The 17,086-nt window shown below is 50.3% G+C and carries 13 protein-coding genes; 11 read left to right on the top strand and 2 right to left on the bottom strand.

All coding sequences use genetic code 11. The annotated features are described in order from the left end of the window. Positions 1-122: 122 nt before the first annotated feature. The 11 genes from MKX74_RS24000 (at position 123) to phnE (MKX74_RS23950) (ending at position 12,785) form a co-directional block, all read left to right on the top strand. Positions 123-1,169 (top strand): glycoside hydrolase family 53 protein, encoded by a 1,047-nt coding sequence (locus tag MKX74_RS24000; RefSeq protein ID WP_341180029.1) that lies wholly within the window; start codon positions 123-125, stop codon positions 1,167-1,169. Between the two features lie 180 nt (positions 1,170-1,349). Then, entirely contained in the window at positions 1,350-2,630 is a 1,281-nt protein-coding gene (locus tag MKX74_RS23995; protein WP_018887199.1) for a galactokinase, read from the top strand. A 143-nt stretch (positions 2,631-2,773) separates the two neighbouring features. Continuing rightward, positions 2,774-3,103 (top strand): hypothetical protein, encoded by a 330-nt coding sequence (locus MKX74_RS23990; RefSeq protein ID WP_025678995.1) that lies wholly within the window; start codon positions 2,774-2,776, stop codon positions 3,101-3,103. A gap of 323 nt (positions 3,104-3,426) precedes the next feature. Beyond that, positions 3,427-4,218: an AAA family ATPase gene (locus MKX74_RS23985; RefSeq protein ID WP_445667290.1), complete on the top strand. Its 792-nt coding sequence runs from the start codon at positions 3,427-3,429 to the stop codon at positions 4,216-4,218. A 231-nt stretch (positions 4,219-4,449) separates the two neighbouring features. Further along, a complete protein-coding gene (locus MKX74_RS23980; protein ID WP_341180028.1) occupies positions 4,450-5,628 on the top strand; it encodes an amidase in 1,179 nt (392 codons plus the stop codon). Positions 5,629-5,833: 205 nt separating this feature from the next. Beyond that, positions 5,834-6,136: an ArsR/SmtB family transcription factor gene (locus MKX74_RS23975; protein ID WP_018887203.1), complete on the top strand. Its 303-nt coding sequence runs from the start codon at positions 5,834-5,836 to the stop codon at positions 6,134-6,136. After that, positions 6,129-8,645, top strand: a complete 2,517-nt coding sequence (locus tag MKX74_RS23970) for an FAD-dependent oxidoreductase (protein ID WP_341180027.1) — start codon at positions 6,129-6,131, stop codon at positions 8,643-8,645. The genes MKX74_RS23975 and MKX74_RS23970 overlap by 8 nt, the downstream gene beginning before the upstream one ends. Positions 8,646-8,950: 305 nt before the next feature. Next, a complete protein-coding gene (locus tag MKX74_RS23965) occupies positions 8,951-10,051 on the top strand; it encodes a phosphate/phosphite/phosphonate ABC transporter substrate-binding protein (protein WP_341180026.1) in 1,101 nt (366 codons plus the stop codon). A 166-nt stretch (positions 10,052-10,217) separates the two neighbouring features. Next, the gene (phnC, locus tag MKX74_RS23960; RefSeq protein ID WP_028590234.1) at positions 10,218-11,033 is read left to right on the top strand and encodes a phosphonate ABC transporter ATP-binding protein; all 816 of its coding nucleotides are present in this window, start codon (positions 10,218-10,220) and stop codon (positions 11,031-11,033) included. After that, complete coding sequence (gene phnE, locus MKX74_RS23955; protein WP_341180025.1) at positions 11,023-11,838, top strand: phosphonate ABC transporter, permease protein PhnE; 816 nt, start codon at positions 11,023-11,025, stop codon at positions 11,836-11,838. Before phnC ends, phnE (MKX74_RS23955) begins: the two co-directional genes overlap by 11 nt. Before the next feature lie 140 nt (positions 11,839-11,978). After that, positions 11,979-12,785, top strand: a complete 807-nt coding sequence (gene phnE, locus MKX74_RS23950; RefSeq protein ID WP_341180024.1) for a phosphonate ABC transporter, permease protein PhnE — start codon at positions 11,979-11,981, stop codon at positions 12,783-12,785. A gap of 224 nt (positions 12,786-13,009) precedes the next feature. Here the strand turns inward: phnE (MKX74_RS23950) and MKX74_RS23945 are convergent, their stop codons facing one another. Both MKX74_RS23945 and MKX74_RS23940 read right to left on the bottom strand, forming a co-directional pair. Beyond that, positions 13,010-14,731, bottom strand: coding sequence for a bifunctional metallophosphatase/5'-nucleotidase (locus MKX74_RS23945; RefSeq protein WP_341180023.1), 1,722 nt, complete (start codon positions 14,729-14,731; stop codon positions 13,010-13,012). Between the two features lie 333 nt (positions 14,732-15,064). Beyond that, positions 15,065-17,077 carry a DUF6359 domain-containing protein gene (locus tag MKX74_RS23940; RefSeq protein WP_445667333.1) on the bottom strand — a complete coding sequence of 671 codons (2,013 nt, stop codon included), beginning with the start codon at positions 17,075-17,077 and terminating at the stop codon, positions 15,065-15,067. Positions 17,078-17,086 lie beyond the last annotated feature (9 nt).

Genomic DNA, 17,086 nt, shown 5'->3' with positions numbered 1-17,086 from the left:
GAGAAGGCTTGAAGATTGTTAAAACATACTAAATGTTTCCAAATCACCCTTCCTGATCGCAAAAGATAGCGCTTACAATACTAGAGTAACCCGTTATCTTATATTTTAGGGAGGATGTCATTATGAGAGGCATGAAGTCGGTATTATTGCTTGTATTAAGCTTGTCCTTGCTGCTAGTCCCATGGAGTACCGGAGCATCCACGACTGTGGAGGCGGCGCCGGCCTTTGCCAAGGGTGCTGACATCAGTTGGGTGGCCGGAATGGAGGCGCAGGGCTACACCTGGAGGAATAAGCAGGGAGTACAGAAGGATGTACTGCAAATTTTGCGCGATGATTATCAGATTAATTCGGTACGGATTCGTGTATGGGTAAATCCTAATATGAACGATTATGGTAACGGCTATATGAACGCTGACAAGGCTGCCGAGCTGGCTGCTCGTGCCAAGAAGCTGGGGATGAGCGTCATGCTGACGTTGCATTACAGCGATTCCTGGGCTGATCCGGGCAAGCAAAATAAGCCTTATGCATGGCGTAATCATAATTTCCAGCAGCTGATGGATGCAGTGTGGAGTCATACGGTCTATGTCATGAACACGATGAAGAACAAGGGAGTTACACCGGATTGGGTGCAGATTGGCAATGAGACCAGTGACGGAATGCTGTGGCCGGACGGCAGAGCATCGCAAAATATGAAGAATTATGCGTGGCTCGTGAACACGGGGCATAATGCCGTCAAGTCGGTTAGCAGCAGCACCAAGACCATCGTACATCTTGCTACCGGTGAGGATCGCTCGTTGTTTGAATGGAATATTGGCGGACTGATTGACAATGGCGCTAATTTTGATATGGTGGGTATGTCCCTGTATCCTTCCAAGTCCGACTGGCAGAGCAAAGTGAATCAGACGATTCAGAATGCTAATAATGTGATTAGCAAATACAAAAAAGATGTTGTGATTTCGGAAATCGGTTTGGAGTATAATGAAGCTGCGGCTGCTAAAAGCTTTATTTCGGATATCAAGCAGAAGGTAAGGAATCTATCGGGAGGAAGAGGCAAGGGCATATTCTATTGGGAGCCTGCCGCGACTCCGGGCTACAACGATGGCTATAATAAAGGAGCCTGGGGAACAGACGGCCGACCTACGCAGGCCCTTGAGGGCTTCCTGAATTAATTTGAAAGCCTATGAAAGCTACTAGCTCATTCAGAGTGAACGCTGTGGACCAATAAGATATCTGCGATCACCAATCGACAAAAGGCGAGCATATGGCGAAATAGGGCAATCCGTGCAGGATGAGGGCAGCATCAGCCGCAGGTGTATGAAGTATAGTCTTATATTTGGAGGAAATTGAAGATGACATCAGAATTGTTACAGCAGCAGACATGGCAGCAAGTTTTGGAGGAGCTATACGGAGCAGCGAAGCTCAGCGAACAGACAGAACGCTATACCGCATTGTTGAAAGCGTATCAAGAGCATTTTGGTGCTTCGGCTCCTGTGTTGTTCAGCTCTCCTGGCAGAAGTGAGATCGGAGGGAACCATACGGACCATAACCATGGTAAAGTACTCGCAGCCAGTATTGATCTGGATACGATTGCAGCCGCTTCCAAGGTAGATGCTCCAGTCATTACGATCATTTCTGAAGGATATGCAGATAAGTTCGTCATTGATATTAGCGATTTGTCCCCTCAGTCTGGCGAAGGCGGTACAGCAGCGCTGATTCGCGGCATTTCCGCAGGCTTTGCAGCACAAGGGCTGCAAGTGGGAGGTTTCCAGGCTTATGTGAGCACAAATGTAATCCCGGCCTCTGGCCTTAGCTCCTCTGCTTCCTTCGAAATGCTGATCGGAACGATTCTGAACACATTCTACAATGAAGGTTCACAGGATACGGTTGCACTGGCCAAGATCGGGCAGTATGCAGAGAATCACTTCTGGAACAAGCCTTCCGGCCTCTTGGACCAAATGGCATGCGGCTATGGTGGATTCATCGCTATTGATTTTGCCAATCCGGCTACACCTGTCATTAATCCTGTACCCTATAATTTCAGAGAGAGCGGCTACTCGCTTGTCATCGTCAACACGGGCGGCAACCATGCAGATCTGACAGAGGATTACGCAGCTGTGCCGAATGAAATGAAGGCGGTTGCTCGTCTGTTGGGTGCGGAGGTACTTCGTGATGTGACGGAGGAGCAGATCTACGCGAATCTGAAGCAGCTGCGAGAGCAAGCAGGGGACCGTGCGGTTATGCGTGCATTGCACTTCCTCGCAGAGAACGACCGGGTAGATGCCCAAGTGGAAGCTCTGACAAGCAATCAATTCGATGACTTCCTGACTTTGATTACCGAGTCGGGGAACTCCTCGTGGAAATGGCTGCAGAATGTATATCAGGATTCCAACGTCAAGGAGCAGGGGATTTCTATTACCCTGGCCGTGACTGAGCTGTACCTGAAGCGTATCGGTCAGGGAGCTTGTCGTGTGCATGGTGGTGGATTTGCTGGTGTTATTCTGGCGATCCTGCCGGATGAATATGTAGCTGGCTATGAAGAGCTGATCAAGAAGACGGTCGATACATCAACCTTTGTCATTCATGTGCGCCCATATGGAGCGATCTGTCTTAATGACTTGCTGAAAGGCTAAATTTCCTCTACAGCCTGTGAAACTCACATCTCATTGATGATGGTAACTCGTCATCGCGACATGATCCGGTCCTGTCCCGCATAGACTGAAGCAAGAGTGTTCAATTCTTGAGTTCAGGTTCTTTGGGGACAGGGGGGCATGGTATGAAGGTGCTCGTATTGATCAGGGCTGCAGATGAGAGAAGTGAGGCCTTACAGTTGGAGGGGTGTCAGTCTTATGTGCTGGAGAAGGGCTGGGAGAGCGGAGAGGTGGTTCGCGTGCGAGCGCAGGAGGAATATGAATTTGATCCTGAGCAGCTAGCGTCCCGGTTGGACCAGGCTGCCATCGTGTTGACTCCAGACTTGTCCTGCATTACGGACTCCATTTATGTATTTCATCGGTTTCTGCGGCAGCTGCATGCCCAGCGGCTCTCTCTTCATACCGTAAAGGATGGAGAGGTCGTAGATTTTTCGCCAATTCATGTCCTGGACTAAATCAGGACCAGGATGGGGTTTCTTCAAGAACTTTAAGACTTTAAGATTGCAAGAATTCAAGATTGCCAGGTCTACAAAAGCTGCAGAGGCTTTAAGGCCTATACAACCTATAAGGTCGGCAAGCTACTACTCTCATGCTTGGGAGGGTGCTTTGCAGGCCTTATTTTGCTTTTAATGAGGTTAACAACGAGTGAATAAGCAGAACTGCAATCAGAATGCTTCGGGTGTTGGACTTGGGTTATAATTTCAATAGGAAAATGTCAACAAGGGGCGAAGGTCACTATCCGATCCAAGCTTAATACGGATTGTAGAGGGAGGCGGAAATGAGCAGATTAGATGACAATACCTTTGGGCGGGAGCCGTTTTTGCGGGCAGTTCGGCTTCTTCGGGAGATGATTCCACATGACTCAAGCTATCCGTTTAATTTGGGGGTCGTCAGGCAGTTGTCGGAGCTACAATTTCATCCTGCGGTCACATATATAGTAGGCGAGAACGGTGCAGGAAAGTCCACACTGATGGAAGCGATAGCCGTAGCTTGGGGCTTCAACGCCGAAGGTGGAACGCGAAATAATGCTTTTTCTACGCAGGCAACACATTCCTCGTTGTATAACTACTTACGACTGGTACGGAGCACGCGTCAGGCACGAGATGGTTTTTTCTTCAGAGCGGAGAGCTACTACAATTTGGCTACACATATAGACGAACTGGATCTGGACGAACTGGATGCAGTGCCAGGGCCCAAAATCAAGGATGCCTATGGTGGGAAATCATTGCATGAGCAATCGCATGGTGAGTCGTTCTTTGCTGCTTTTGTACATCGTTTTCGTGGAAATGGACTGTATATTCTGGATGAGCCGGAGGCTGCCCTATCCCCGCTTCGCCAAATGGCTATGCTGACTCGCATCCATCAGTTGGTGCGGCAAGGCTCCCAATTTATCATTTCTACGCATTCTCCGATTATTATGGCCTATCCGCAGTCATGGATTTACAAGGTGGATGAGGAGGGGCTGAATCGGTGCAGCCTGGAGGAGACAGATCATTATATTGTTACCAAGGAATTCATGAACAATCGGGAGCGTATGCTGAGTGAGCTACTGGATGATGAGGATGAGTGAACAGATCACATGTGAGTATAAAGTCGCTGCTGGCTTATGTGATGCGTTAACTCGGCTTATATATTATGCTAATTTCCTGCTGTCTCCTTAGTGCTTCCTCCAAAAATATGCTGGAATGGTTTACGTAAGATAATACCTCTCTTAAGATGGTATCACGTTGAACCATGGCTACTTGGGTGGCAGCATGGACAGTTGGACTGCAATCAAGGTCCTCTGGAAGGAGGTCTGAACATGAAGCAATCACACAGTGCAGTGTTCCGATCCGTCGCCGTGGAGCCTCTCGCTGAGGGTATACTGAGCGGTCTGAGCTTCATGGTGAAGGATGTATTTGCCGTCAAGGGCCATACCAATAGTGCGGGCAATCCAAGCTGGCTCTCCTCGCATACTCCGGCTGAGCAGCATGCCGAGGCAGTGCAGCTCCTTCTGCAGCAAGGGGCGAAGCTGTCGGCGATGACGCATACGGACGAATTGATGTACAGCCTGAACGGTGAAAATGTCCATTATGGAACACCATTAAATCCCGAGGCCCCGGATCGCATACCCGGAGGCTCTTCCAGCGGCTCCGCCTCTGCTGTAGCCTCCGGACTGGCTGATTTTACGCTAGGAACAGATACGGGCGGTTCAGTTCGAGTGCCTTCAGCTTATTGTGGCGTGTACGGGATGCGGCCAACATATGGCAGTGTGTCATTAGACGGCGTCATCCCCTTGGCAGGTAGCTTTGATACGGTGGGCTGGATCGCTCGTGATCCTGAGCTGATGCTGAAGCTTGGCCGGGCATTGTTGCCTTCTAACCGCTTCGGAGAAATCGGATTCACGCGCATGCTATTCCCCGAAGAAGCGTGGGAGCTGGCTGATGAGAGCAGTCGTGGTATTCTGGAGAATGAGCTAAGCAAGCTGGGGAGCTTACAAGTGGAACGTGAAATGGCACGTATTGCTCCAGAGGGGCTAGCTGAGTGGATGAGCGTATTTCGTATCATACAGGGCTACGAGATATGGCAGACCCATGGCGAATGGATCGAGCGCACGAAGCCTGTCTTTGGGCCCGACATCACAGAGCGCTTCGCTTGGGCTCGCACCATTGAGCAGGTGGACTATAGAGAGCAACAGCACCGGAGACAGCAGATGATGAAGCAATTGACTCGTGTGCTCTCAAACGGGGAATTGCTCGTTATTCCGACTACGCCGGGGGCTGCTCCCAAGCTGGGGCTTGCCGGGGCACACATCGAGAGACGCAGAAGCCAGACGATGCAGCTGACCTGCATTGCTGGATTATGCGGACTACCTCAGCTAACGATTCCCCTTGGCACGGATCAGGGCTGTCCACTGGCAATCTCCGTAATTGCGGGTCAGAATCAGGACCTACGCCTTCTGGAATGGGCTGTGAGCATCCTTCCTGTATTGAAGTCATAGTTGCAAGAGACAGATTTGGTTGGGTACTAGGCTCGCATCAAAATCATATTAGCCAAGCAGAGCAGCGTTCTCCTAGTGGAGAATTGCTGCTCTTTTGCATATACGAGGTGTAGTTTATTTCGTTAAAGGAGGTAAAGAGTTTGCATTCTGAATCGTTATATCGTAATATATGAATATAACGATTTTGTGAAGGGGATTAGTACTGATGCAAAAGGATGTCATCACAACGTATGGAGAAGCTGCAGAACTGCTGAAGGCGCTGGCCCATCCTGTAAGGCTATGTATTGTCAACGGGTTGCTGACCAAGAAGGAGTGTAATGTGGCCTTCATGCAGGAATGTCTGGATCTTCCACAATCAACAGTATCCCAGCATTTACAGAAGCTGCGTAGCGCAGGGATCGTCGAGGCGAAGCGCAATGGCCTGGAAGTATACTATACGATTGCGAACGACCGAATCAGACAACTGGTAAGGGTGCTCGTTGCAGAGGAGGAAATATTTCATGGGTAAGAAAATTGTCATTGTCGGCGGGGTCGCAGGGGGGGCATCTGCTGCGGCCAGATTGAGGAGACTGGATGAGAGTGCCCACATTGTTCTGGTTGAGAGGGGCTCGTATATATCCTATGCGAACTGTGGTCTACCCTATTATATAGGTGGAGTGATTACAGACCGTTCCAGGCTAATGGTGCAGACCCCGGAAGCTATGCGACAAAGGTTCAATCTGGATATTCGGACGGATAGCGAAGTCATTGGTATAGATCCGGACAGGAAGATTGTCCATATTCACAGCAAAGAACGTGGAAGCTACGAGGAGAGCTATGATCAGGTTATTCTGTCTCCAGGTGCACGACCACTGAGGCCACAGCTTCCGGGCATAGACAGTCCACGTATTTATACGCTGCGCAGCATCCCAGATACAGATCGAATCAGACAAATGATTACCGAGGACGGCATTTCATCAGCCATTGTCATCGGGGGCGGCTTCATCGGCGTGGAGATGGCTGAGAATCTGCGAGAGGCTGGTCTTGCTGTCACGCTGGTCGAAGGAGGTCCTCAGCTCCTGTCACCATTGGATTCAGAAATGGCTGGGATTGTTGCGAAGGAGATGGAGCAGCGTGGTGTCGAACTGCTGATGTCCCGCAAGGTTCAATCGTTCCGGGATGTAGCAGATGGTATTGAGGTGCACATGGTGGATGGCTCCTTTATTCAAGGTAATATGGTGCTGCTTGCTATTGGTGTTACCCCGGACACGGATTTTCTGCGGGAGAGCGGGATCGAACAGGGCCCTCGGGGCCATATCCTTGTAAATGAGAGATTGGAGACAAGTCTTGGAGATGTGTATGCAGTAGGAGATGCTGTGGCTGTAAGAGACTATGTCAATGGGGCAATCACAGCGGTGCCTCTTGCCGGTCCTGCCAACAAGCAGGGGCGAATTGCTGCAGACAATATCTGTGGTCTGAACAGAACATATGAAGGCTCACAGGGTACGTCCATTTTGAAGGTGTTTGATATGACAGCAGCGTCAACGGGGAACAATGAGAAAACGTTGATCAGAGAAGGTATACCTTATCACGTGATCTATGTCCATCCTTCCTCACATGCGACTTATTATCCAGGAGCAATGCCAATGACCATCAAGCTCCTGTTCAACGATGAGGGGATCATTCTGGGTGCGCAAGCAGTGGGCTACGAGGGCGTGGATAAGCGTATAGATACCCTCGCGACGGTCATCCGCATGCGGGGCACGGTGACGGAGCTGACGGAGCTGGAGCTGGCTTACGCTCCTCCCTACTCCTCGGCCAAGGACCCTGTGAACATGGCAGGCTACACTGCAGACAATGTATTAATGGGACTGGTGGATGTATTCGTCCCACAGGAGCTGCAAGGACGTGATCCCGAGCATACGATTCTGGTTGATGTACGAACAGAGCTAGAGCATAACAATGGTCACATCCCGGGTTCGTTACTTATTCCAGTAGATGAGCTGCGAGATCGATTGCAGGAACTGAATATAGAGAAGGAGATTTGGGTCTATTGTCAGGTGGGTCTTCGAGGATATACGGCCTCAAGAATTCTAAGTCAGCTTGGTTATAAGGTTAGGAATCTGACAGGAGGATACAAGAGCTATCAAATGTTCATGTATCAGCCGGGGCGAGGCGATGACAGTAGCACAAGGCAGACAGTCAAAAGGGAGGTAGCAGCAACGGGCTCTGCCTCGGTATCAGCTGTACATGAGTCATTAACCCACAGCATGTCAGGTGAGACTAATAGGAATGTTGCCCATGCAGACGTTGTGCTTGATGCCTGTGGACTATCCTGTCCTGGTCCGTTAATCCAGGTACGCCAGCAGATGGATCAGCTAAGCGAGGGTCAGGTACTCCATGTTATTGCGTCAGATCCTGGCTTCTACGAAGATATTCGCTCTTGGGCGAATATGGTTCAAGCTGAGCTGCTTCAGCTTAACAGACTGCCAGGTGGGCGAATTGAGGCCTATATTCAGAAGGGGAAAGGCTTAGAGCCGAACGCTGAATTGAATCGAGGGGCATCTGCGTCAGGCACCAGTATGGTTGTATTCAGTGGCGACCTGGATAAAGCTATTGCATCATTCATCATTTCTAATGGAGCAGCAGCTAGCGGGAAGAAGGTTACGATGTTCTTCACGTTCTGGGGATTGAATGTCATTCGCAAGTCCACCAAGACACCTGTCGTCAAAAATGGGATTAGTCGTATGCTCGGTCTCATGATGCCGCGTGGTAGCCGTAAGCTCCCGCTGTCACGTATGAACATGCTTGGTGTCGGCCCCAAAATGATCCGTGGTGTCATGAAAAGCCAGGGAATTCTCTCTTTGGAGCAGCTGATCGAGACGGCGATCGAGCAGGGAGTGGAGCTTGTCGCCTGTCAAATGTCCATGGATGTCATGGGCATCAAGCCAGAGGAGTTGATTGACGGTGTACGACTTGGCGGAGTGGGCTACTACCTGGGACAAGCGGATCAATCCGGAATTAATCTCTTTATCTAAATCGACATCCAATGGGGCTATCCCAAATTGGCTGTGCAGGACTAGTGGACTTTTTTACACATAGGAACTTTATTCAGTCAGGGAGTAACTTGATTCACCATAGACAGGCCGTCATCCAGGATCATGGGTGACGGCTTATTTCTATTACTATAGTACTTTTATTATTGTGTTTTTCTACGATATGCTAATTTTTTCATTTCCTTTACATAGAATTGAATTCGCTCTGATATTTCAGCAGTATGATAGTTCATGTTTGGTATAGTTCCAGAGTGTTAACAAATCTACCAAAAAAGGGGTCAGTGTACGTGAAAGTCAAAAACAGATTGATGTTTGTAGCCCTGTGGATCTTAGTTATAGGGTTGATGGCAGGCTGTGCATCCGGAGGTACAGGTACCACTACAGAAAGTAACGGAGCCGGAACGCAGCCAGCAGGGGAAACCACTGGGGATACCTCTTCCGCAAACAAGGAAATTCCGGAGCTGAAGGTGAGCTTTGTACCATCCAAAGATCCGGATCAAATCGTAACGACAACCGAGCCGCTTAAGGAGCTTCTCAAGAAGCAACTGGAGACGGAAGGCTATACAGTGGGTAACGTAGACATCAATGTTGGAACCACATACGAAGCTGTTGGTGAAGCACTGTCAGCGGGGACTACAGATATCGGCTTTATTCCGGGAGGTACTTATGCTTTGTATGATGATGGAGCAGACGTCATTCTGACGGCAACTCGTGCAGGACTGTCCAATGACTCCGATGCAGCGAAGGATTGGAATGACAACAAGCCGACAGACCCTACAAGTGATCAAGTTACTTATTACCGCAGCCTTTTCATCGCGGGTCCTACGGACAAGGGTAAAGAGCTGGCTGAGAAAGTAAATAAAGGTGAGCAATTGACTTGGGAGGATCTGAACAGTGCGAACTGGGCCGTTATGTCTTCCTCATCCTCGGCTGGATATATCTATCCTACCCTGTGGTTGCAGGACAATTTCCAGAAGAGCCTGACAGATCTGGCTCATGTTACACAATCGGACTCCTACGGTAGTTCCTTTGCGCGACTGGCTTCCGGACAAGCTGATATTATCGTAGCTTATGCGGATGCAAGAAGAGACTACGTGGATCAATGGACAAAGGACTTCGGTCGTAGCGGCACGATCTGGGATGAGACTAATGTTATTGGTGTAACACAGCCAATCTATAACGATACCATCAGTGTCAGCAAGACAAGCCCAATCATGGACGATGCCTTCAAGGCTGCACTGCAAAAAGCGTTTATCGCTATTGCACAGACACCAGAAGGCAAAGAAGTCATCGCAGTCTACACGCATGAAGGCTATAAGGAAGCTACAGCAGCTGATTACGATGGCGAGAGAAAAGCCCAAGAGCTGCTCAGAAATATGAAGAAGTAAGACAGCAACGGGCACTTACGATAAATATCAGAGATGGCCCATCATGGAGACCAATGAGAACATCGGCTTTTTGGATGTTCTCATTGGTTTTATGAATCTTCCCGCCATGTTATTAAGCTTCTCACGGGGTTATGAATCTCTCACTAATAACGATTGGAGTAGTTCCATGATCGAATTTAATCATGTTGATAAGACTTATAGCAATGGAACGACGGCATTGCGAGATATTAATCTGAAGATTGAGCAGGGGGAGTTCGTAGCGGTCATCGGTCTCTCCGGTGCTGGCAAATCTACGCTCATTCGCTGCATTAACCGAATGCATGACATCACTGGAGGCACACTGCTGGTTGATAAGGTAGATGTGGCCAAGCTGAAGGGAAAGCAGGTTCGACAGTTTCGGCGGAGAATCGGAATGATCTTCCAATCCTTCAATCTGGTGACGAGGACGACGGTCATTAACAATGTATTGGTCTCCTTTGTGCCGGACCTGCCGCATTGGCGTAAATGGATAGGGCTGTACACGAAGGAACAGAAGATCAAGGCATTGGAGGCCTTGGATAAGGTCGGTATACTCGACAAGGCATTCGTCCGTGTAGATCAGCTATCAGGTGGTCAGCAACAGCGGGTAGCGCTGGCGCGTACCTTGGCCCAGAGCCCTGATATCATTTTGGCGGATGAGCCGATTGCCTCACTGGACCCGGTGACGTCACGTATCGTCATGGACGATTTCAAGAACATTAACAAGGCTATGAATATTTCCGTCATTATGAATATTCACCATGTGGAAATCGCGTTGGAATATGCAGATCGTATTATCGGAATTAACAAAGGCGAGGTCGTATTTGACGGCGCAGCTTCCCAAGTGACTACAGATATTCTGGAGCACATTTATGGAGGCAAATTTGAGGAGGAGAAAGCATCCTTTAACGAGCATGCAGCAGAGCCCGTTGCCGTAGGAGGAGGCTCTGTCTATGGTGGATAAGCTCTTTCCTCCACACCAGATCAAGCTACCCAGTGGCAAAGTCGTCCTGCAAAGAAGATCAAGAACACCGCTGGTCATCATTATTCTGCTGATCTGTACCATCTTCTCGGTTCAGTTCACCGGCTTCAAACTGGATGTGCTGTTCTCGCGGATCGGTCAATTTTTTGTCATTATCGGGAATATGATTCCTCCCAATTGGAGCAGCTTCTCATCCATATGGGGACCGCTGCTGGATACGCTCAAGATGTCCTTGCTCGGCTCCATGATCGGGGCGGCGCTTGCCCTGCCGGCGGCTGTGCTGGCTTCCTCGAATATTATTCATAATAAAGTCATCGTCGTCATCAGCAAGACATTACTGAGTCTGCTGAGAACAATGCCAACCCTAGTGACTGCACTGATTGCTACCTTCATCTTCGGATTGGGGCCGATGGCAGGAACGGTAGCAATCATGCTCTTTACCGTATCGTATGTGGGGAAGCTGGTCTACGAGCAGATTGAAAACGTCGATATGGGAGCCTTTGAGGCTATGGAGTCCATCGGAATGACGAGAATTCAGGCTTTTCGTTACGCGACACTCCCGCAGATTCTTCCGAGCTATCTGTCGACCTCCCTATTTTGCTTTGAGGGCAATGTCCGTTATGCAGCGATTCTGGGGTATGTCGGGGCCGGAGGGATCGGACTGCTCATCAATGAGAATCTGGGCTGGCGGGAGTATTCCAGCGTCGGCATGATCATTTTGTCGTTGATCGTCACCGTATACATCATTGAGACGATAAGCGAGTATTTCCGGAAAAAGTTAATCTAAGAATAAATTTCATAATACCTTTAGCTGCTTCAATGTATGACTAGATATAGATCAAAACGGTTTAGTTTGTCTGTATCTAGTTACCAAAAATCGTGTTGATTCATTTATGAAATTTATTCCTAAGGGAGAATATAGGACCTATGACGACAGTAGAAAAGGAGCTGCAGGCTGCACCACGCAGTCATCGCTACCTCCTGACCATTATGGCAGTCATTCTCGTGCTCTTTGTATGGTCACTGACGACAGTGAATCTGAAAGATATCGATCAGAGCGGAGCAGGGATTGCGATTAATATTTTTAAAGGGCTGTTTCAGCCGGATTTCGCCCTGCTCTTTAATTTCACGGAGCAAGGCGTGTTGTACCTGCTGCTTCAGACCGTGGCCATTGCCTTTTTGGGGACGCTGGTAGGGTCTGTGTTGGCTGTCCCGCTTGCCTTTCTGGCTGCATCCAATGTAGTACCAAGGCCCGTATCCTGGGTTACAAGGCTATTGCTTATTACGATTCGGACCGTTCCAGCGCTGGTATATGGTCTGATGCTGATTCGTGTAACGGGCCCTGGGCCGTTCGCTGGCGTGCTTACCGTGGGGCTCGTCTCCATCGGTATGCTGTCCAAGCTTTTCGTGGATGCGATTGAGGAGCTGGATACGAAAGTCCTAGAATCGATGACCTCGGTTGGCTGTACGACATTTGAGAAAATCCGCTTCGGTATCGTACCCCAGTTGTTCTCGGTCTTTCTGTCCGTCATGATCTATCGCTTCGATATGAATATGCGTGAGGCATCCATTCTAGGTCTCGTCGGCGCAGGTGGAATTGGTGCACCGCTGATCTTCGCCATGCGAAGCTACAAGTGGAATCAGGTCGGAGCCATTCTCATTGGGCTGGTAGTCCTGATCCTGATCATCGAGTGGGTATCCAATCGACTTCGTTCCAAGCTGGTCAAGGGCTAGCGGAGCATGATGTGAGCATGGAGCCGCTGCAAGTGGGGGCCCTGTCGACCGCTCATATCCAGCAATATAATTGGCAGCAAGATATTGATATCTAGTCTCCCAAAGGTGATTGAACCCGAGTTATGTAATATGCTGTACAAAAACAGGAGCTACCAGGATTAATTATCCGATAGCTCCTATTTTTTTGTAATTGCAGTACTCGTAGTTTAGTTGGAGAGTGGGTGTCAGCTCTTGCTGATTACGCGCCAGTTATGGTTCACGGTGGTACTAATGGTTCGTTTCGAACGGATGTAGTCGGCGAGCAGCTCTGCCATGTCCGTCTGTAGCTCCTTAATGACAGGCTTGCCACGGAACATATCGAACCCGCCACCGCCGCTTGCGCGGTAATTGTTCATGACTACTTCATATTCGGCCTCGGGCTGAAGCGGCTTTCCGTCGATCTCCAGCATCACTACCCGCTCTCCCACAGGACGTGATACGTCAAGGGTGTAGCTTACGCCCTCCCACATATCGTAGTTATAGGGCTGGGGCTTCGGCAGGAGGAAGGATGGATGAACACCGATGCGGCCATCTGCCTCCAGCAAGAAATAGGTGGCTGATAATTCAAGTGCCTCACGGATATCTTGTCCCGTCACCCTTAAGACACGCAGCGTATTCGGAAATTTGTAGTTGGCGAGAATATCTCGCATTGAGATCCGCTCACCGAAGCCAGGGGCATAGTCGTCGAACAGGGCAGAGCAGGAGACGGCTGCTCCGCTAACCTCCATTTGCACCCTGTTGATCCATTCAACGAAGGGATGCTCCTCCAGACGTGCCTGATGCACATCCACCAGGCGCATGTCATTAGCGGTCTCGCCAATCGGCTGGTCCAGCCAATGCTGCAAGCGCTCCTCGACGGGAGCCGTCCGTTCGAGAATGTGCTCCGCTGGCTCCACTTCGCCTGCGGCAAGCAGCTCGGAATGGGCCGAGAGCAGTCTCCAGCGAGGCTTAGGGTCGGATTGGCTGTCCGATAGCTTCGCGGTGGGAAGATGCTTCAACGGCTGCGTGTCCAACTTCAACGCGGGTTCCATCCATGGCTCCAGCTTTGGCTGCAATGCTGAATCGGATTCCGATGCTAACTCCAGCTCCAATATGACTCTGCCAAGAAATTGCCCCTGCGTGCCTGACTGGATGACACAGACGCCGTTCACATGAAGACCCTCAATCTGTCTGTGCTGATGCCCGGTCAGCAGTACATCAATGCCAGATACCTCGTGACAAAGCTCGTAGCCCTGATTTTCACCCGTCAAGGCCTCGGTGGGCTCCCCGGACCGAAGATCTCGCTCAAAGCCACCGTGATAGGAGACAATGACGATATCCGCCTCCAGCTGCCCCCTGAGATAAGGCACCCAATGCCGGGCACAAGCTACCGGGTCTTCGAAGCGAAGGCCCTCGATATGCTCTGGCAGCTCCCATACGGGAATATGCGCGGTAGTCAGGCCCAGTACGGCGATCCGAATCCCTTCTGATGTGTCGTGCAGCAGATAAGGTTGACCAAAGGCTGGCTCACCAGTGGATGCAGATACCGTGTTGGCCGAGAGCCACGGGAAGTCGGATTGCAGCATGGCTTCTTGCAGGTGGGCAAGTCCAAAATTGAACTCATGGTTGCCAATGACAGCTCCAGCACAATGGGCCGCATTCAAGGCCGAGACGACGGCGTTGTCGGCTGAGCTATCAATTTTGGCCTGATAATAGGTTAGCGGCGAGCCCTGCAGGCTGTCACCATTGTCCACATAAAGCATGCGATCGCCCCATCTGTCACGCTCCTCTTGAAGCAGTGTTGCGATTCGGGCGAAGCCGAGATTGGACGGTCCGCCCTCCATATACGAATAGGGTTGAATGTACCCGTGAATATCACTTGTTGTCAAAATAGCCATTTGACGGCGCACAGCTGCGGTCACGATCATGTTCCTCCTCTTATGACGCAGTCCTAGGCGATATTTCCTATAATGCCTCGCCCAGAACTACGTGTGTAAAGTCACCTCTTAAGCTTAGCGCTCGGAATGCTTTACTCTGTATGCGTTGTGTAAAAGCAATGTAAAAAAACTGCCCTCCTGTCAGGAGACAGGGGGCAGTCTGGAGCTTGAATAGAGTCATCTAATCTCAACTAATTTCAACAGACTAAATGAAGCTTTGGTGAGGTCTTAGTAAGCCTGAAATATTTCTCTAATCAAGCCTTGATGAATTTGAATGAGTCTATATAAGCCTTAATGGATCGGATATATCTAGGCTGAGCATGCTCAGCTTGCGAGAGCTTCAGAGTAGCTCGATATCGAAGGATGCAACGGAATGATCGGTGCTGCGGATGTCGTCGCGCTTCCAATGGTAACCGACTCGGTCAGCAGATTGTTGCTGCCTTGTCTGAGTCGCATGCTAGCTTGGCCTGCAGCGCCAGCCTTCAACTGGAAAGTCAAGGTGTACACTGCCTTTCCATCATTGTCGGCTGTAGCTGCAAAGGTCGGACTGTATCCATAAGAAGACCAGCTACCGTTAGCACTCTGGAAGCGGGCAATTTGCTCACCGCCAGGTAAGTAAATGCCAGCACGGAGATCCGATACGGTCTGTCCAGGGTTCAAGCCTTGCGCTGTGACGGTCAAGGTGTATGTCCCACCAGCTGTGAGATTACCAGGGACGGACAGGCTGTAGCCAGCGGTTCCACCCGAGCTTTGAGTAGCACCGTAGGAGCCGGGCTTGAACGTTGTCGGATCATACCACAGATAGCCTGGAGCTGGTTCTGCCCATGGCTCTGGCTGTGGTTCTGTCGAATTCGCAGGGATCTCCATGGGCAGCAGAGACGTTGGTGTGTCCAGCGTCAAGCCGTCCACCTGATCGAAGCTGGTGTAATTTTCTTGCATCGCCAGCCATTTCACTGTATTCACGAGGAATACAGCGTCGTCCTGTTCCTTGAAGCCGTCATAGGTTTTTTTAGAAGTACCTGTCTCTTCACGTAAATATTTCGGAGTCGCATCCTCTACCGGAGAGGAATCGCCGATAAAGGCAGCCTTGCCGAGACCTCGTTTGGAGATCGCTGCATAAGGGCCCTCAGCCTGGCCTCCACCGTTGTAGACCCCTTGATCCACAGCATAGCTCCAAGCAGGGGTGTTGCCTTGCGGAAGATACACGATTCCTTTAGCTTGTGCAGGATCAATGATCGCCAGCGTCGAGCCAGCGTGCATCGCTACACCACTTACACCTGCGGTAATGCCGAAGGCTTGGGAAGGAGCAACGATATCTGTGGCTGTCACATCACCAATTGCATTGTAACGGAATCGTAATCCGAAATGATCAGCCAGCCAATCGGAGCTTACGATATCCTGCATGGCAGGTGAGGCTGCTTCGGCAGCAGACATGCCCAGTGTCGGATTGTTATATGCTCCGCGGCGGTAGCCATTCATGACTTCTGAGGAATCCCAGCGATTCTTGTTACGGTCCGCGTTATAGTGATCCGAGATGAAGAACAAGCCGCCGCCTTCATCCACGAAGCGCAGGATAGCGTCTTGCTCGGATTTCTTGAATGGAATATTGGCTTCACCAACGATGAATACATCATAATCCTTCAGCTTGTCATACGTAATAGCCTGTTCTCCAAAAGTATAAGGGATCGAGCGTTCGAGCTGATCCACCTCGAATTGCTCAGCCCTCAGCCCATCGGCAAAATCGGAGAATGCACCTTCGATGACCCAGTCTGCTGCTCCGGCTGTCTGGGCGTGGGTGTTATCGAACAGAACTTTTTTGCCGGCCCCGTTCTCCAGTGGAGGTACGTTGTCGCCGGGATCAGTCCCGCCGTCATTATCACCACCGTCGCCATCTCCGTTACCGCCGCCGTCGCCATCTCCAGGAGTACCGTTATCATCAGTTGCCAGAGTGATAGCGCTTGGGCTTCTCAATCCCGGGAAATTATTATAGGCCGCCAGTGTACCCGTTACCCGCACCTTGGTGCCGATCAGGTCAGGGTTCGTCTGCAGCCCGTAATCACCACGATATGAAGCAGTGAGCTGTACATTCACAAGCTTGGTCTTGTCCTTTTCATCCGCAGTATCTGCGATCAGTACATTGAAGTCGTTAGCAAAAGGGGCCTGGAATTTTGCAGCATTAGAGCCAGTAGCATGTCCAATGATATAGCCCTCTACCGTTGCAGAACTACCGTTGTTGCCTAGAGCAATAGCTTCGCTAACGGTCAGCGCGTCTGCCGCTGCCGCCTGCTGTACCGAGGTCCCCGTCCATGATGATAATAAGAGCGTGAAGATGAACATCAGGCTTGC

This window comes from Paenibacillus sp. FSL K6-1230, assembly GCF_038002385.1.
GTDB classification, from domain to species: domain Bacteria; phylum Bacillota; class Bacilli; order Paenibacillales; family Paenibacillaceae; genus Paenibacillus; species Paenibacillus massiliensis.
The sequence above is the reverse complement of the archived record's forward strand: the minus strand, read 5'-3'. Positions and strand labels throughout refer to the sequence as shown.